Source organism: Crossiella sp. CA-258035 (assembly GCF_030064675.1).
Taxonomy (GTDB): Bacteria; Actinomycetota; Actinomycetes; order Mycobacteriales; family Pseudonocardiaceae; genus Crossiella.
This window is the reverse complement of the sequence record NZ_CP116413.1, coordinates 4,675,597-4,691,293: the sequence shown is the minus strand read 5'-3', so window position 1 is coordinate 4,691,293 and position 15,697 is coordinate 4,675,597. Positions and strand designations below refer to the sequence as shown.

17 protein-coding genes are annotated in these 15,697 nt (G+C 73.2%); 8 read left to right on the top strand and 9 right to left on the bottom strand.

Annotation, left to right across the window (positions count from 1 at the left end; genetic code table 11):
• Window positions 1-4: 4 nt before the first annotated feature.
• From N8J89_RS21360 to N8J89_RS21350, 3 genes are all read left to right on the top strand, one after another.
• Window positions 5-766, top strand: a complete 762-nt coding sequence (locus tag N8J89_RS21360) for a crotonase/enoyl-CoA hydratase family protein (RefSeq protein ID WP_283658757.1) — start codon at window positions 5-7, stop codon at window positions 764-766.
• Between the two features lie 89 nt (window positions 767-855).
• Window positions 856-3,303: an SCO1167/SCO6262 family helicase gene (locus tag N8J89_RS21355; RefSeq protein WP_283666215.1), complete on the top strand. Its 2,448-nt coding sequence runs from the start codon at window positions 856-858 to the stop codon at window positions 3,301-3,303.
• Window positions 3,300-3,914, top strand: coding sequence for a YigZ family protein (locus N8J89_RS21350; protein ID WP_283658756.1), 615 nt, complete (start codon window positions 3,300-3,302; stop codon window positions 3,912-3,914). Before N8J89_RS21355 ends, N8J89_RS21350 begins: the two co-directional genes overlap by 4 nt.
• On the opposite strand, the gene N8J89_RS21345 is transcribed toward N8J89_RS21350, so the two are convergent.
• Entirely contained in the window at window positions 3,911-4,750 is an 840-nt protein-coding gene (locus N8J89_RS21345; RefSeq protein WP_283658755.1) for an alpha/beta hydrolase, read from the bottom strand. The genes N8J89_RS21350 and N8J89_RS21345 overlap by 4 nt on opposite strands.
• 86 nt (window positions 4,751-4,836) lie before the next feature.
• A complete protein-coding gene (locus N8J89_RS21340) occupies window positions 4,837-5,967 on the bottom strand; it encodes an FAD-dependent oxidoreductase (protein ID WP_283658754.1) in 1,131 nt (376 codons plus the stop codon).
• A 72-nt stretch (window positions 5,968-6,039) separates the two neighbouring features.
• Here N8J89_RS21340 and N8J89_RS21335 point away from each other — a divergent pair, with 72 nt between their 5' ends.
• Window positions 6,040-6,738: a TetR/AcrR family transcriptional regulator gene (locus N8J89_RS21335; RefSeq protein ID WP_283658753.1), complete on the top strand. Its 699-nt coding sequence runs from the start codon at window positions 6,040-6,042 to the stop codon at window positions 6,736-6,738.
• Here N8J89_RS21335 and N8J89_RS21330 read toward each other — a convergent pair.
• Entirely contained in the window at window positions 6,735-7,313 is a 579-nt protein-coding gene (locus N8J89_RS21330) for an SRPBCC domain-containing protein (protein WP_283658752.1), read from the bottom strand. The two genes, N8J89_RS21335 and N8J89_RS21330, sit on opposite strands and share 4 nt — an antisense overlap.
• A 231-nt stretch (window positions 7,314-7,544) precedes the next feature.
• Between N8J89_RS21330 and N8J89_RS21325 the strand changes: the two genes are divergently transcribed.
• Genes N8J89_RS21325 through N8J89_RS21315 form a run of 3 tightly spaced genes read left to right on the top strand, consistent with a single transcriptional unit; the run spans window position 7,545 to window position 8,622 of the window.
• Entirely contained in the window at window positions 7,545-7,976 is a 432-nt protein-coding gene (locus N8J89_RS21325; protein ID WP_283658751.1) for a helix-turn-helix domain-containing protein, read from the top strand.
• Window positions 7,973-8,245: an alpha/beta fold hydrolase gene (locus N8J89_RS21320; protein WP_283658750.1), complete on the top strand. Its 273-nt coding sequence runs from the start codon at window positions 7,973-7,975 to the stop codon at window positions 8,243-8,245. The genes N8J89_RS21325 and N8J89_RS21320 overlap by 4 nt, the downstream gene beginning before the upstream one ends.
• Entirely contained in the window at window positions 8,191-8,622 is a 432-nt protein-coding gene (locus N8J89_RS21315) for a hypothetical protein (RefSeq protein ID WP_283658749.1), read from the top strand. Before N8J89_RS21320 ends, N8J89_RS21315 begins: the two co-directional genes overlap by 55 nt.
• On the opposite strand, the gene N8J89_RS21310 is transcribed toward N8J89_RS21315, so the two are convergent.
• The 5 genes from N8J89_RS21310 to N8J89_RS21290 form a co-directional block, all read right to left on the bottom strand.
• On the bottom strand, window positions 8,588-9,211 hold the full coding sequence (locus tag N8J89_RS21310; RefSeq protein WP_283658748.1) for a response regulator: 624 nt from the start codon (window positions 9,209-9,211) through the stop codon (window positions 8,588-8,590). The two genes, N8J89_RS21315 and N8J89_RS21310, sit on opposite strands and share 35 nt — an antisense overlap.
• The gene (locus N8J89_RS21305) at window positions 9,208-10,341 is read right to left on the bottom strand and encodes a sensor histidine kinase (RefSeq protein WP_283658747.1); all 1,134 of its coding nucleotides are present in this window, start codon (window positions 10,339-10,341) and stop codon (window positions 9,208-9,210) included. Before N8J89_RS21305 ends, N8J89_RS21310 begins: the two co-directional genes overlap by 4 nt.
• A gap of 33 nt (window positions 10,342-10,374) precedes the next feature.
• Complete coding sequence (locus N8J89_RS21300) at window positions 10,375-11,988, bottom strand: FAD-binding oxidoreductase (RefSeq protein WP_283658746.1); 1,614 nt, start codon at window positions 11,986-11,988, stop codon at window positions 10,375-10,377.
• Window positions 11,989-12,082: 94 nt separating this feature from the next.
• Window positions 12,083-13,510, bottom strand: coding sequence for a dolichyl-phosphate-mannose--protein mannosyltransferase (locus N8J89_RS21295; RefSeq protein WP_283666214.1), 1,428 nt, complete (start codon window positions 13,508-13,510; stop codon window positions 12,083-12,085).
• Window positions 13,511-13,604: 94 nt separating this feature from the next.
• Complete coding sequence (locus tag N8J89_RS21290; RefSeq protein ID WP_283658745.1) at window positions 13,605-14,216, bottom strand: LysE family translocator; 612 nt, start codon at window positions 14,214-14,216, stop codon at window positions 13,605-13,607.
• Between the two features lie 82 nt (window positions 14,217-14,298).
• On the opposite strand from N8J89_RS21290, the gene N8J89_RS21285 reads away from it, so the two are divergent.
• On the top strand, window positions 14,299-14,754 hold the full coding sequence (locus N8J89_RS21285; RefSeq protein WP_283658744.1) for an Lrp/AsnC family transcriptional regulator: 456 nt from the start codon (window positions 14,299-14,301) through the stop codon (window positions 14,752-14,754).
• Between the two features lie 19 nt (window positions 14,755-14,773).
• Here N8J89_RS21285 and N8J89_RS21280 read toward each other — a convergent pair whose 3' ends face one another.
• On the bottom strand, window positions 14,774-15,682 hold the full coding sequence (locus N8J89_RS21280) for an NADP-dependent oxidoreductase (protein WP_283666213.1): 909 nt from the start codon (window positions 15,680-15,682) through the stop codon (window positions 14,774-14,776).
• Window positions 15,683-15,697: the final 15 nt, after the last annotated feature.

Sequence of the window (15,697 nt, the reverse complement as noted above, 5' to 3'; positions counted from 1 at the left end):
GCCCATGTCGGTGCGCGTGGAGCGACAGGGGCCGGTCAGCACGGTGGTGCTGTCCCGGCCGGAGAAGCGCAACGCGGTGGACGGGCCGACCGCGGCGGCGCTGGCGGCGGCCTTCCGGGAGTTCGACGCCGACCCAGATGCCGCGGTGGCGGTGCTGTGGGGTGAGGGTGGCACGTTCTGCGCCGGGGCGGATCTCACCGCGGTCGGCACCGAGCGGGGCAACCAGGTCGCCGCCGAGGGTGACGGGCCGATGGGGCCGACCCGGCTGCGGCTGGGCAAGCCGGTGATCGCCGCGGTCAGCGGGCACGCGGTGGCCGGTGGGCTGGAGCTGGCGCTGTGGTGCGACCTGCGGGTGGCCGAGCAGGACGCGATCTTCGGCGTGTTCTGCCGGCGCTGGGGGGTGCCGCTGATCGACGGCGGCACGGTCCGGCTGCCTAGGCTGATCGGCACTTCGCGGGCGATGGACCTCATCCTCACCGGCAGGCCGGTGGACGCCGCCGAGGCCGAGCGGATCGGGCTGGTCAACCGGGTGGTGCCGCCGGGACAGGCACGCGCGGCGGCCGAGGAACTGGCGGCGCAGCTGGCCCGGTTCCCGCAGACCTGCATGCGGCGGGACCGGTTGTCGGTGCTGGAGCAGGACGGTCTTGACGAGGACGCGGCCATCGCCAACGAGCTGCGGCACGGGTTCGTCTCGCTGGCCTCCGACGCGCTGGAGGGCGCGCGGCGGTTCAGCGGCGGGGCCGGGCGGCACGGCGAGTTCGAGTAGGGCTCGGGGTGCGGCTGACGGAAGAACAGCTCGGGCAGGTCGCGGCGGAGTTCCGGCCGGGCTCGTCGCCCAGCGCCGGGCGGGTGCGGGTGGCCGAGGACCGGTGGCTGCCGGTGGCCGAGGCGCTGCCGGTGCTCAGCCGGGCGCGGCGCAGCCCTGGCGCGCATCCGGCCGCGGCCTACTGGGGCACGGTGGCGGTGTTCGGGTTGCAGCTGGTCACCGCCGGTCGCGCGGGCCGGTTGAGCGAGGCTGACGAGCAGCGGGTGGCGCGGCTGGCCGCGGAGATGCCGGAGCGGGCCGGGTTCGGCGATCCGGTGCAGCTGGTGCGGGACTTCCTGGCCGCGGTGGCCGACGGGATGGGGGCGGCGGCCGCTCCCCCGGTGCCCGTGTTGTCCTCCTGGACGCCGCGGCCCGCGCCGCCGCGGCCGCCTGAGGTGCGGGTGTCGCTGCGGGTGGAGTTCGGGCGGACCCGGCTGTTCCGGGCGGTGCTCCAGGTGCACAGCCTGGCCGATCCGGCGCTGGTGGCCGATGCCGCCGAGGTGTGGGCGGGCGGGGTGGCCGGGCTCGGTGCGGAGGTCAGGGACGGGGTGCTGGCCGCCCTGCGCCGCAGCGCCCTGGCCTGGCCGCCGCTGGCCCGGCTGCTGGAGTCCGAGACGCCGGAGGACATCCAGCTCGCCGATGAGGAGGTGCTGCGGCTGCTCGGCGGGGTGCCGGGCATCGAGGTGCACTGGCCGAAGGAGCTGGGCCGCGGGCTGAGCGCGCGGGCCGAGGTGGCGGCGACCGGGGACCGGCCGTCGTTCTTCGGCGGGGACAAGGCTTTCGCGTTCCACTGGCGGCTGGCCCTGGGCGATGACCCGCTGACCGAGGCCGAGCTGGCGCAGCTGACCGAGTCGCGGCGGCCGGTGGTGCGGCTGCGGGAGAAGTGGACGCTGGTGCCGCCGGACCTGCGGCGCAAGGCGGACAAGCCGACCATCGCGGTGCTCGGCGGGATGGACGCGCTGGAGGTCGCGCTCACCGGGTCGGCGGTGGTGGCCGGGGATCGGCTGCCGGTGCGCGCCACCGGGTGGCTGGAGGGCATGCGCGGGCGGATCGCCGAGCCCGACACCGGCCGGGAACCGGTGCAGCCGCCGCCGGAGCTGGCCGCGACCCTGCGCGACTACCAGCTGCGCGGGCTGCGCTGGCTGGCCAGGATGACCGAGCTGGGCCTGGGCGGCTGCCTGGCCGACGACATGGGACTGGGCAAGACGATCACGGTGATCGCGCTGCACCTGCACCGCCGCGAGGACTTCCCCGCGCCGACGCTGGTGGTCTGCCCGGCCTCGCTGCTGGGCAACTGGGAGCGGGAGATCCAGCGCTTCGCCCCCGGCGTCGCGGTGCGCCGCTACCACGGCAACGGCCGCTCGCTGGACGGCGTGGACGGCGGGTTCGTGCTCACCACCTACGGCACCATGCGGCTGGACTCGGCGGTGCTGGCCGGGTTCTCCTGGGACCTGGTGGTGGCGGATGAGGCCCAGCACGTGAAGAACCCGCGCTCGGGCACCGCGAAGGCGTTGCGGACCATCCCGGCCCCGGCGCGGGTCGCGCTGACCGGGACGCCGGTGGAGAACACGCTCTCCGAGCTGTGGGCGGTGCTGGACTGGACCACGCCGGGACTGCTGGGCACGCTGCCGGCCTTCCGCACCCGGTGGGCCAAGCGGATCGAGGGCGCGCGGGACACCGCGGTGGCCGACCGGTTCGCCCGGCTGGTGCGGCCGTTCCTGTTGCGGCGCCGCAAGTCCGACCCCGGGATCGCGCCGGAGCTGCCGCCCAAGACCGAGACCGACCAGGCGGTGTCGCTGACCAGGGAGCAGGCCGCGCTCTACCAGGCGACCGTGCGGGAGAGCCTGGCGGCGATCAAGAACAGCGACGGGCCGATGGCGCGGCGGGGCCGGATCGTCTCGCTGCTGATCGCGCTCAAGCAGATCTGCAACCACCCGGCGCAGTTCCTCAAGGAGCCAGAACCCAAGCTGGACAACAGGTCCGGCAAGCTGGAACTCCTGGACGAGCTGCTCGACACCATCCTGGCCGAGGACGGCGCGGTGCTGGTGTTCACCCAGTACGTGGCCATGGCCCGGCTGCTGGAGCAGCACCTCACCGCGCGCGGCATCGGCACCCAGCTGTTGCACGGCGGCACCCCGGTCCCCCGGCGGGAGGAGCTGGTGCGGCGGTTCCAGGACGGTCAGGTGCCGGTGTTCCTGTTGTCGCTCAAGGCCGCGGGCACCGGGCTCAACCTGACCAGGGCCGACCACGTGGTGCACTACGACCGGTGGTGGAACCCCGCGGTGGAGGACCAGGCCACCGACCGGGCCTACCGGATCGGGCAGACCCGGCCGGTGCAGGTGCACCGGCTGATCGCCGAGGGCACCGTGGAGGACCGGATCGCCGAGCTGATCGCGGTGAAGAAGGACCTCGCCGACTCGGTGCTCACCGCCGGGGAAGCCGCCTTCACCGAACTCTCCGACGCCGAGCTGGCCGACCTGGTGGAGCTGCGCCGATGACCGCCACCGTCGCCCGCGACGGCGTGCACGAGATCGAGATCCAGCGCTCGCGCTTCCGGTGCCACCTGGCCAGGGTGGAGACCGAGGAGGCCGCCGCGGAGTTCATCGCCGCGGTGCGCAAGGAGCACTGGTCGGCCAACCACAACTGCACGGCCTTCCGCCTCGGCGACGGCACGCAGCGCTCCAGCGACGACGGCGAACCCGCGGGCACCGCCGGGGTGCCGATGCTGGAGGTGCTGGTGCGGCGGGAACTGGTCGACGTGGTGGCCGTGGTGACCCGCTACTTCGGCGGCACCAAGCTCGGCGCGGGTGGCCTGGTCCGCGCCTACGGCCGCGCGGTCTCCGAGGCGGTGGACGCGGTCGGCCTGCTGCGCCGGGGCCGCTTCGCCACCCTGGAGATCACCGCCGCGCACGCCGAGGCGGGGCGGCTGGAGCACGCGTTGCGCGCGGCCGGGCACCGGATCGCCGAGGTCGGCTACGGCAGCAGCGTGCGGCTGACCGTGCACGTGCCGGAGGCCGAGGCCGAGGGCTTCCGGCGGTGGCTGGCCGAGCAGACCGCGGGCGCGGTCACCGCCACCACCGGAACCACCGTGGAGCTGGACCTGCCCTAGACCGCGGCCTTGGCGATCGCCTCGGCGAGGGCCGCGGGCTGGGACAGGAACGGCGAGTGCGAGGAGTCCAGCTCGGTGACCGTGGTGGGGGCGGCCGACACCGCGTCGATCTCGGTGATGAAGCGCTGTTGCAGGGCGATCGGGATGGCGTTGTCCTTGGTGCAGACCACATAGGAGTGCGGGACGCTGCCATAGCGCTCCGGGGTGATGGTCAGCTCCTCCGCTGGGATGCCCAGCGGGCCGTCCGGGCTGAGCAGGGCGATCACGGCCGCCGCGGTGCGGTCGTCGACGTCGTGGCAGAAGCAGTCCTTGACCTCTTCGTGCCGGTCGGGGTCGCCGAAGTCGATGCGCGCCGCGCCCACCAGCTCCGGGTCGGCGGCCAGCAGCGGGAGCGACTGGCCGCCCTCGGCCTCGGGGCAGGTGTTGTAGAAGGCCGCGGGCTGCCCGCTCACCGGTGCGTACGCCGCGACGTAGACCAGCCCGCCGACCAGCTCCGGCGCGAGCTCGGCCAGCGCGGTGGCGACCACGCCGCCCATGCTGTGCGCGACCACCAGGCATGGCCGCCCGCCGCCGATCGCGCGCACCTGCTCGGCGAGCAGGGCCGCCGCGGAGGAGGCGGTGACGGTCGCGACGGGCGACTTCTCGGTGGCGAAGGCCTCGGCGTCGAACGGCCGGGTCCAGGCGGCGCGCGGCGCGGGGCCCCGTAACCCGTGTCCTTCCAGGTCGACCGCGACGGACTGGACGCCTCGGGCGGCCAGCTGCTCGGTCACCGGACTCCAGCACCAGCTGCCGTGCCAGAAACCGTGCACCAGGACGACGGGGAGGGGGTTGGTCATGCTGCGAAGCTATCCCCGGGAAGATCCAGTTCCCTCGTTCGTGGCGCGAACGGGCAAGCAGGTGTGCACGTTGATCCCTCGGTGGCTCAACGGTTCTGCTCGGCTTCGGTGAACATCCGCACCAGGCTGTGCGGGAGGTCGTCACCGAACAGGTGCTCCCGGACAGCGGCCATGTCAGGGGAGTCGGCGGCGCGGGTGAACATGGCCTGCTCGTAGCCGGCGAGGGCGGCTTCGAGGTTGCCGGGGTGCGCGGCCAGGGCTTTGCCGAGCTCGGCCCCGTCCTGCATGGCCAGGTTGGCGCCTTCACCGTTGGGGGCGGTGAGGTGGGCGGCGTCGCCGAGCAGGGTCACCCCCGGTGTCCGGTCCCAGCGATGTCCGGTCGGCAGGGCGTAGTGCGGGCGCAGCGCCGGCGGGGTGTCGGCCTCGGTGATCAGCGCGGTGAGCTCGGGGGCCCAGCCTTCGAACTCCCTGGCGATCCGTTCGGTGGCCGCGGTGGCGTCGGTGAAGTCGATGGCGGCGAACCACTCCAGGGGCTCGGTGAGCACCACGTAGGTGTGCAGGGTGTCGCCGCTTTCCCGGTGCGCGTGGATCTCCCTGCCGGTCGTGGCAGCGATCAGCGATCCGCCGCCGACCGCGGCCGCGGCGGCCGGGTGCTGGGTGTCGGCCTCGAACAGGTAGGTCTCGACGAAGGCGGTGCCCGCGTACTCGGGGGTGGCCGGGGAGAGCAGCGGCCGGACCCGGGACCAGGCGCCGTCCGCGCCGACGAGCAGGCCGGTGACCACGGTGGTGCTGTCGGCGAAGGTCACCTCGTGGCGGCCCTCGCCGAGCGCGCGGGCGCCGGTGGCCTTGTGGCCCCACCGGACGGTGCCTGGCGGGAGCGAGTCGAGCAGCAACTGGCGCAGGTCGGCGCGTTGCACCTCGGGGCGGCCGCCGGTGCCGTCGTCGGCCTTCTCGAACAGCACCGTGCCGTCCCGGTCCAGGATCCGCATCGCCTGGCGGCCCTCCAGGACCAGGCCGCGGAACTCCGCCATCAGACCGGCCGCTTCGAGGGCAAGCTGCCCGTTGTAGTCGTGGATGTCGAGCATGCCGCCCTGCGTGCGTGCGGTGGGCGAGGGCTCGGCCTCGTAGACCGCAGCCGGGATGCCGTGCACGTGCAGGACGCGGGCCAGGGTGAGTCCGCCGAGGCCGGCGCCGACGATCGTGACGGGAGTGGGCACGAGGGCTCCTTCGGAAGATTGGAATGCCGTTCCAACTTTGGAACAGCGCTCCAGACCTGTCAAGATGGGCGCATGGCAACGCGGTCACAGCGGCGGACGGAGGCGCTCTCCAGGGCGCGCATCGTGGCGGCCGCCGTCGAGCTGCTCGACGAGGCGGGCGAGGGCGGGCTGACCTTCCGGGCGCTGACCGAGCGCCTGGCCACCGGACCAGGGGCGATCTACTGGCACGTGGCGAACAAGGGCGAGCTGCTCGACGCCGCGACCGAGGCCGTCCTGACCGCCGCGCTGGCCACCGAACCGGCCGGGTCAGCGGACTCGCCGCAGGCGCGGATCCGCGCGGTCGCGCTCGGTCTGTTCGACGCGATCGACGAGCACCCGTGGCTGGCCACCCAGCTCGCCGCGCAGCTCTCCCACAGCCCGTGGGGCTCGGTGACGCCGCGGATCTTCGAGCGCATCGGCAGGCAGGTCAGCGCGCTGGGCGTGCCGGAGACCGACTGGTTCACCGTGGCCTCGGCGCTGGTGCACCACATCCTCGGCGCGGCCGGCCAGAACGCCGCGAACGGCCGGGTGGTCGGCTCCGCGGCAGAGCGCGGCGAGTTCCTGGCCGCGGCCTCGAAGGCGTGGGAGGAGCTCGACCCGGCGGACTACCCGTTCCTCAGGGCGGTGGCCGAGCAGATGCGCGAGCACGACGACCGCGAGCAGTTCCTGGCCGGGATCGACCTCGTGCTCACCGGCATCACCACGCGGTACCCGCCCGGCGGCGCGGCCTAGGAGCCGGCCTCGGCGGCGATGCGCTCCAGCGCGATCCGCCACTGCTCACGGGCCCACTCCCGGGACTGGGCGTCGGGCAGCTTCTCCACCAGGACGTGCACCGTGGTGCCGCCTTCGCCGAGCAGGCTGACCTGGACGGTGGCCGGGGTGTCCCAGCCGGTGCGCCGCCAGGTGAAGCGGACCCGGTCGACCGGCTTGACCACCCTGATCTCGCCGCTGACCCCGCCGCCCTCGTACTGGTTGCCCGGCTCGAAGCGCACCGGGCCGCCCAGCCACAGCTCGGGCCGTTCGGTGAGCACCTTCCACACCACATCGGCCCCCGCGGACACGCTGCGCTGCACGCCGACCTGGAAGCCGCTGGCGGTCTCCCCGATCGCGCGCTTGCCGCGGGCGCGCTCGTAGGCGACCGTGATCGACTGCTGCCACCAGCTGCTGACCTGCGGATAGTCCGCGGCCAGGTGCTTGACGATGCCCTTGTGGTCCCATTCGGCGGCGCCCGCGGCATCCAGCAGGGACAGCCACTCGGTCCAGTCGCGGCCGGTCGCGGTGCGGACGGCGTCGTCCTTCTTGGTCATGGTCCTCAACCTCGTTCGGGGGAGATCAGGCCCCAGCCGGAACATTCTTGCCGGTAGGACGCATTCTCGCCCTCCGTACGGCCCGGCCACCACGTCCGGCACCGGCTCGGAGCAGTCCGACCACCGGAATTCATCGAATGGCCACCGAGTGCACCACGATCTTCCCTATCACTCCCTATCCTTCCCTCCTTCTGCTACGGTTGCGGAGGTAAGGGAACCTAGGGAGTGTTCGTGGACGACGAGCTGTACACCGTGGAGCACGTGGCCAACGTGCTCGGCCTGCACGTGAAGACCGTGCGCAACTACGTGCGCGAGGGACGGCTGAAGGCGGTCCGGATCGGCAAGCAGTACCGGATCGCCCGCCGGGACCTGGAAGCCCTCACCGGCCGCGCCGCCGAGCCACCGGCCAGGGAGACCGCGGCCCGGCACCGGCACGCCGAGGCCTCGACCGTGGTGCAGATCGACGCGATCAGCTTCGAGCTGATGAGCGCCGTCAGCGGCGCGCTGACCGCCTCCTTGCAGGGCCGCGACTTCTCCGCACCGGCCATGCGGGTGCAGACCTACTACGACCAGGAGCGGGCCAGCATGAAGATCATCCTCAACGGCCCGGTCGGCGACACCGCGGCCCTGCTCGACCTGGTCGACCGCCTGGTGACCCGGTGAGCACGATCTACCGCACCCCGGACAGCGAACGCCTGCTCGGCGAGCGCTACCGCGCCCTGCTCGACCGCTGGCCCTCCCCCGCCGACCGGCGCACACTGTCCACTTCGGACGGTGACACCTTCGTCGTCTCCAGCGGTCCAGTCGACGCCCCGCCGCTGGTGCCGCTGCACGGTTCCAGCGGCAACGCCGCCTCCTGGCTCGGCGTCGCGGCCGAGTGGTCCCGGCACTTCCGCCTGCACGCCATCGACATCCCGGTGAGCCCGGCCTGAGCACTCCCCACCGCCTCCCCCTGGTCTCCGGCGGGCACACCCGCTGGCTGGCGGAAGTCCTTGCCGCACTGGACATCCCCCGTGCCGCCTTCGTCGGCACCTCGCTGGGCCGCCGCACCTTCGGCTGGCTGCCCAAGGCCCTGCTCTGCTCGGCGCAGGGCGAAGCGGGCCGCCGCAAGCTGTTCCACCTGGTCACCGGCTGGTCGGGCATCACCCCGGAGATCGAGGAGTACCAGCTGTTCGTCAACCGCCACTTCCGCCCGCGCCAGGACCGGATCACCGTGGCCACCGACGAGGAGCTGGCCAGGCTGCGGGTGCCGGTGCTGGCCTTCCTGCGCGCGGTCACGGCGACTTCGGCACCAGCAGACCTCGGTTGAACGCCTCGGTGACGGCGGCGGCGCGGTCGCTGACACCGAGCTTGCCGTAGATGTTGAGCAGGTGGGACTTGACCGTGGCCTCGGTGATGAACAGCTTCGCCGCCGCCTCCCGGTTCGTCGCCCCGCCCGCCACCAGCTGGAGCACTTCCAGCTCCCGCTGGCTGAGCAGGCTGGCGGTGGAGCGCACCCGGTTCATCAGCAGGGCCGCCGCCGTGGGCGCGAGCACCGCCTCGCCTCGTGCGGTGGCGCGCACCGCCCGCAGCAGCTCCTCCCTCGGCGCGTCCTTGAGCAGGTAGCCGGTGGCCCCGGCCTCGATCGCGGGCAGCACGTGGCTGTCGGTGTCGTAGGTGGTCAGCACCAGCACGCGGGCGCCGGTCCCGGCCAGCTGCCTGGTCGCGGCCACCCCGTCCATGCCGGGCATCCGCAGGTCCATCAGGACCACCTCCGGCCGCAGGGTCCCGGCGAGCCGGACCGCCTCGGCCCCGTCGGCGGCCTCACCGACCACCTCGAAGTCCGGTTCGCGGGCGAACATGCTGATCAGCCCGTCCCGCACCACCGGGTGGTCGTCCACCACCAGCAGCCTGATCACGAGGCAGGCACCCTGGCCGAGATGCCGGTGCCCGCGCCGGGCCCGGACTCCACCAGCAGCGTGCCGGACAGGCCCTCGATCCGCTGCCGCATCGCGACCAGCCCGAACCCGGCGCCGCGCCGGGCGGTGTCGAAACCGCCGCCGTCGTCGCGCACGTCCAAGGCCACCTCCTCGTCCAGATAGGACAGTGTCACGCCCACCCGGCTGGCCCGCGCGTGCCTGGCCACGTTGGTCAGCGCTTCCTGGGCTGCCCGCAGCAGCGCGACCTCGGCCTCCTGGGTCAGCGGCCGGGCCGTGCCGGTGGTGGTGACCTGGACCGGGACCAGGTGCAGCGCCGACCAGTCCCGCGCGACGCTGGTCAGCGCCTCGCCGAGGCGGGCGGTGCGCAGCGGTTCCGGGCGCAGCGCGTGCACCGAGCGGCGGGCCTCGGCCAGGCTCTCCCTGGCCAGTCCGGTCGCGGTGGCCACGTGCCGCCGCCAGTCCGCCGGATCGGCGTGCTCGGCGGCGCGGAGCTGGCTGATGATGCCGGTGAGGCCCTGGGCCAGGGTGTCGTGGATCTCCCGCGCCATCCGCTCCCGCTCCTCGTGCACGGCCGCCGCCCTGGCCTGGACGAGCAGCTGCTCGTGCAGGGCCGCGTTCTCCGCCAGCACCCGCAGGCGTTCCTCGTTGCGCCGGTCGGTGCGTTCGGCGTACCAGGCGAAGCCGCACAGCGGGATCGCGTTGGCGGCCACCACGATGAGGTAGAAGAGCAGCCCCGTCGCGGTGTCCAGCTCCAGCGCGTAGGACTGCGCGGTGCCCGCCACCACCGCCACCCCGGCGACCCCCGCCAGCCGCCCCGGCCAGGGCAGCACCCGGAAGGCGAAGAGGTACCCGGCCGGGGTGAACAGCCCGAACCACGGTGCCCTGACCACCAGCACCGCCATGATCACGATCAGCCCGGCGACGAAGACCGCCATCACCCTCGGCCGCGTCCGCCAGGCGGGGTACAGGGTGTGCAGCCAGAACATCCAGGCCGCCGCCAGCGCGCACAGCGCCAGGTCAACGACCGGGGACTGGCCGTTGGACCACCTGATCGCCACCGTGCCCGCGGCCAGCGCGGCCAGCAGGGTGTACGGCAGTGCGCCGACCATCCGCGCTCCTCTCTCCGTGACCATGGTCGCCGGTCAGGCCGGTGGTTCCACGCCCAGGGCGTGCCGGAAGATCCCGCGCGGGTCCCAGCGGGCCTTGACGCGTTGCAGGCGCGGGTAGTTGTCCCCGTAGTAGAGCGTGTGCGCGGGGACGCCGGAGGTGTTCTGCCCGGGGTCGGCCAGGTCGTTGTCCGGGTAGTTGATGTAGGAGCCGTCGCTGACCTCGCCGGGCACCGGCACGCCGCCGGTGTCGAGGTAGACGTCGCGGTAGAAGGCGCGGATCCAGGCCAGGTGGGTGTCGTCCTGGCGCTCGTCGGTCCAGGTCGTGCTGTAGACCGCCTTCATCACCGCCCCGCGCTGGGCGATCGCGGTGGCCTCCGGCGGCACCGCCTGCACCTGGCCGCCGTAGCCGATGAGCAGCATCGTCGCCGACGGGGTGGCGATGGTCTTGGCCAGGTGGTGGTGCACGGCGGCCAGCTGCCGGTCGGTCAGCGAGCGGCGCAGGTAGCCCGCCTTGTTCTTGTACCGGCGCGCGCTGGCGTCACCGGCCTCCCCGGTGCCCGGCCAGGTCATCTTGTGCAGCCACGGCATCCGCTGGTGCCGGTCGTCGATCGGCTTGACCCCGGTGCCCTCGGTGACCGCGGCCAGGAACTCGGCCACCAGGCCCTCCGCGCCGGGCAGGTCCGCGTCGATCTGCATGGCCAGCGAGAAGTACCCGGCGCTGTGGTGGGACAGCAGCAAGATCGCGTACAGTCCGGCCGGGCGCGCCCCGGGTTCGCTGTTGCGCTCGTGCCAGACGCCGAAGTTGCGCAGCAGCCGGGTGAACGCCTGCTCGGTCATGCCCGCCCAGGCCCAGGAGACCACGCGTTCGAGCATCGTCCTCGGCGAGGGCGGCAGCAGCCGGGAGGGCTCGCCGGTGGCCCCTGGTGAGCGCAGCCAGTACCGGGTGACCACGCCGAAGTTGCCGCCGCCACCGCCGGTGTGCGCCCACCACAGCTCCCGGTTCGGGTCCTCGGGTTCGCGGGTGGCGACCACCGCGCGGGCGGTGCCGTCCCGGTCGGCCACCACGACCTCCACGCCGTAGAGGTGGTCCACCACCGAGCCGTACCGGCGGGACAGCGCGCCGTAGCCGCCGCCGGCGAAGTGCCCGCCCGCGCCGACCGCCGGGCAGCTGCCGCCGGGGATGGTCACGCCCCAGCCCTGGAACAGCCGCCGGTACACCTGCCCGAGAGTCGCGCCCGGCTGCACCGCGAATGCCTTCATGGCCGGGTCGTAGCCGACCTCGTCCATCGGCGAGAGGTCCAGCAGCAGCCGCACCTGGGGGTCGGCGGTGAAGTTCTCGAAGCAGTGCCCGCCGCTGCGGGGCGCGATCCGGCGTCCGGTGCGCGCCGCTTCGGCCACCGCGCGCACCACCTGCTCGGCAGAGCTGACCACGCGGATCTCCTCCGGCTGCCCGGTGAAGCGGAAGTTGTTGCCGCGCAACAGGTTCTCGTAGCGTGGGTCACCCGGCCGGATGCGCACCGGGCCCAAACCGGCGGGCTCGGTGGCGGCGTGGCCGACCGTCCCGGCGGCCAGGGTGCCGCCTGCCACGGCGGTCGCGCCGGCGAGCAGGGTCCGGCGGCTCAGCTGGTTGCGTGCTGGCTCTGTCATGCCCACACCGTCGCAGCGGCGCGGCCCGGCGCACATCAACCGGACTCCCGGTCCGGGGGCTGAGCCGGAGATCAGCCGATCGGCTGGTCCGGGCTCAGCGCCAGGACGGCAGCCAGAGCTCGGCCTGCCAGCGGGCCTCGGTGATCGGGTCGCCGTTGAGGATGGGCCACAGCCAGACGAAGTTGGCCACCACCAGGCCCACGTACAGCGCGACCACCAGCAGGCCGGTCGCCCGCCGCTCGTGCCCCTCGCGCGCCGAGCCCAGGATCTGCCCGAGCGGCAGGACCAGGGCCAGCACCAGGAACGCGGCCACCGGGGTCATGTAGAAGAAGTACATCTGGCGGTCCAGGTTCAGGAACCAGGGCAGCAGCCCGGCCAGGTAGGCGATGAGCACCGCGCCGTAGCGCCAGTCCAGGTGGCCGAGCCAGCGCCACAGGCCCCAGGCCAGCGCGGCCGGGGCCAGCCACCACATGGCCGGGGTGCCGATCAGCATGGTCGCGCGCACGCAGGTGGTCGCGCCGCAGCCGGTGGCCGAGTTGTCGATGAAGTAGAGCATCGGCCGCAGGCCCATCGGCCAGCTCCACGGCTTGGACTCCCACGGGTGCGGCTTGTCCTTCGGCGTGGCCAGGCCCTGGTGGAAGTGGAAGACGTCGACGGTGTACTGCCAGAGCGAGGACAGCGCGGTGGACAGCAGGTGCCGGTTCACCCCGGTCTCGCTGGCGAACCAGGACCACCAGGTGCCCAGGTAGACCAGCACCGGGATGAGCAGCAGCGACCACAGGCCGGGCAGCACATCGCGGCGCAGCGCACCGGTCCACGGGTGTGCGATCCCGGCGGCGCGGCGGGCGGTGGCGTCCCAGCACACGGTGAGCAGGCCGAAGGCGGCGATCCAGTACAGGCCGCCCCACTTCACCCCGCAGGCCAGGCCGAGCGAGACGCCCGCGGTGAAGCGCCACCAGCGGAAGCCCAGGCGCGGACCGTGCGGGGAGTGGGTGGCCCAGCCCTCGCCGACGGCGGTGGCCAGCCGGTGGCGCACCTGGTCGCGGTCCAGCAGCAGACAACCGAAGGCGATGAGCACGAACAGCGCGAGGAAGATGTCCAGCATCGCGGTGCGGCTCATCAGGTGCAGCACGCCGTCGCAGATGAGCAGCACCCCGGCCAGGCCGCCGAGCAGGGTGGAGCGGGTCAGCCGCCGGGCGATGCGGACGATCAGCAGGATCATCAGCGTGCCCGCGACCGCCGAGGCGAACCGCCAGCCCCAGCCGTTGTAGCCGAAGATCAGCTCGCCCAGCGCGATGAGCTGTTTGGCCAGCGGCGGGTGCACGGTCCAGTTGAAGCCGGGGTTGTCCTCGATCCAGCCGTTGCGCAGCATCTGCCAGGCCTGCACGGCGTAGTACTTCTCGTCGAAGACCGGCGTGCCGCTGGGATCGGTGGGCGAACCCAGGTTCTGGAACCGGATGATCCCGCCGAGCACCGCGAGCACGGCGGCGACCAGCCAGCCGCGCGACCGGTCTGCCGGCATCGGGCGGCCGAGGAGTCGTTCGGCCGCGCTGGCCGGTTCCGGCGAGGTCACCGTCAACGTCCCCCAGACGCCAGGATTGATCACGGTCCTCGCATCATGTCATGACGCGTTCCAGGACCAGCGCGGCGCCGATGAGGATCATCGAGGCACCGGAGACCCTGGAGACCACCCTGGCCGCGGCGGGCCGGGCGCGCAGCACCGCGTGCGCGGTGGCGGCCACGCACAGGTAGACCACGGCGCAGGTGGCGGTGAAGGCCAGGCCCAGCGCGGCCAGTTGCAGCGGAATCGGCCAGGAGGCGGCCGGGGTGGTGAACTGTGGGAGCAGGGCCACGAAGACCAGCAGGCCCTTGGGGTTGAGCGCACTGACCGCGAAGCCCTGCGACACGGTGTGCCGGGGACTGGTCGCGGTGTCCCCGGATGTGGTCGGGCCGCTGGGGTTGCGGAGGGTTTTGCCACCCAGCCAGGCGAGGTAGCAGGCACCGGCGACGGTCAGCGCGGTGAGTGCGGCCGGGGTGCTGGTGATGAGCAGGCCGAGACCGGCGGCGACCACCGCGGTCATCGCCAGGTAGCCGAGGGTGATGCCGGTGGCGGCGGCCAGGGCCTGGCGGCGCAGACCGGCGGCGATGGCGAAGGCCCAGTCCGCGCCGGGCACGGCGATGAGCAGGGCGGCCACGGCCCAGAAGGCGAGGAGGTTGCTGGCTGGCATGCCGGAAAAGCTATGCGCGAAGTGGCCGAAGGTGCTTCCAACTATTGCCCGCCTAGGGGCTGGCAGTGGAAGAATCTTCTCCGTGGACGCGGTTGATCGGCAGATCCTTGCGGTGTTGCAGGCGGAGGGGCGGCTGACGCTCACCGAGCTGGCCCACCGGGTGCGGTTGAGCGTCTCGCCCTGTCACCGGCGGCTGCGGGCGCTGGAGCGGGACGGCACCATCCGCGGCTACCGGGCGGTGGTGGACCCGGCGGCGCTGGGCCTGACCTTCGAGGCGCTGGTGTTCGTGACGATGCGCCAGGAGGACCGGGAGACCCTGCTGGCCTTCGAGGCCGCGGTGGCCGACATCCCGAACGTCCTGCTGGCGCAACGTCTTTTCGGCGATCCGGACTACCTGCTGCGCATCGTCACCGCCGACCTGGCCGCCTACCAGCAGCTGGAGGACGACGTGCTCTCCGCGCTGCCGGGGGTGCAGCGGCTGAACTCGACACTGGTGATGAAGCGGGTGGTCGACGAACGGCCGCTGCCCGCCTCATGAGCTGACGGCGCGGGCTGAGTCAGCCGACGATCAGCACCACCTTGCCGCGGCCGTGCCCGGTGGCCACCTCGCGGTGCGCGTCCTGGATCTCGTGCAGCGAGTACGTCCGGCGCACCGGGAACTTGAGTTTGCCCTCGGCGTAGAGCTGGGCCAGTCCGGCCAGCCGCTCCGCCGACCTGGTGCCGTGGACCAGCTGAACTCCCAGGTCAGCCGCTCGGTCGTGGTCGACCAGGGTGACGATCTTCGCCGGTGCCACCAGCGCCAGGGACAGGTCCAGGGCCGCTCCCCCTGCTCCGTCCAGCACCGCGTCCACCCCGCCGGGGGCGAGCTGGTGGATGCGGTCGGCCAATCCCTCGCCGTAGATCACCGGGGTCGCGCCGAGGGAGCGCAGGTAGTCCTGGTTGACCGGGCTGGCGGTGCCGATGACCTTCGCGCCGCGCAGCTGGGCCAGCTGGACCGCGGCGGTGCCCACCGAACCGGCCGCGGCGTGCACCAGCAGGGTCTGGCCCGGCTTGAGGTCGAGCTGGTCCAGGGCCAGGGTGGCGGTCTGGGTGCCCGCGGTGAAGCCGCCGGCGACTTCCCAGGGCATCTCCGGTGGCTTGGGGGTGACCGCGTCCGCGCCGACCACCACGTACTCGGCCTGGGCGTTGAGCACCGAGAAGCCCAGCACCTCCGCGCCGGCCTCGATCGTGTCGACCTGCTCCCCCACCGCGTCCACGACTCCGGCGAACTCGTTGCCCAGCGGCTGGGGGAAGTCCACCGAGCCGTAGGGCGGGGTCCAGCCGCCGCGCACCGCGAGGTCGAAGGGCTGGATCCCGGCCGCGCGCACCCGCACCCGGACCTGGCCGGGCCCCGGTTCCGGGATTGGCAGCTCCACCACGTCCAGGACCTCGATGCCGCCGAACCTGGTGGCCGCGGCGGCTCGCATCGTTTCTGTTGTCAT

Coding starts and splice junctions, on each gene's coding strand:
- N8J89_RS21360 (WP_283658757.1), top strand. CDS start 5: ATGTCGGTGCGCGTGGAGCGACAGGGGCCGGTCAGCACGGTGGTGCTG.
- N8J89_RS21350 (WP_283658756.1), top strand. CDS start 3,300: ATGACCGCCACCGTCGCCCGCGACGGCGTGCACGAGATCGAGATCCAG.
- N8J89_RS21345 (WP_283658755.1), bottom strand. CDS start 4,750: ATGACCAACCCCCTCCCCGTCGTCCTGGTGCACGGTTTCTGGCACGGC.
- N8J89_RS21335 (WP_283658753.1), top strand. CDS start 6,040: ATGGCAACGCGGTCACAGCGGCGGACGGAGGCGCTCTCCAGGGCGCGC.
- N8J89_RS21330 (WP_283658752.1), bottom strand. CDS start 7,313: ATGACCAAGAAGGACGACGCCGTCCGCACCGCGACCGGCCGCGACTGG.
- N8J89_RS21305 (WP_283658747.1), bottom strand. CDS start 10,341: ATGGTCGGCGCACTGCCGTACACCCTGCTGGCCGCGCTGGCCGCGGGC.
- N8J89_RS21300 (WP_283658746.1), bottom strand. CDS start 11,988: ATGACAGAGCCAGCACGCAACCAGCTGAGCCGCCGGACCCTGCTCGCC.
- N8J89_RS21295 (WP_283666214.1), bottom strand. CDS start 13,510: ATGCCGGCAGACCGGTCGCGCGGCTGGCTGGTCGCCGCCGTGCTCGCG.
- N8J89_RS21290 (WP_283658745.1), bottom strand. CDS start 14,216: ATGCCAGCCAGCAACCTCCTCGCCTTCTGGGCCGTGGCCGCCCTGCTC.
- N8J89_RS21280 (WP_283666213.1), bottom strand. CDS start 15,682: ATGCGAGCCGCCGCGGCCACCAGGTTCGGCGGCATCGAGGTCCTGGAC.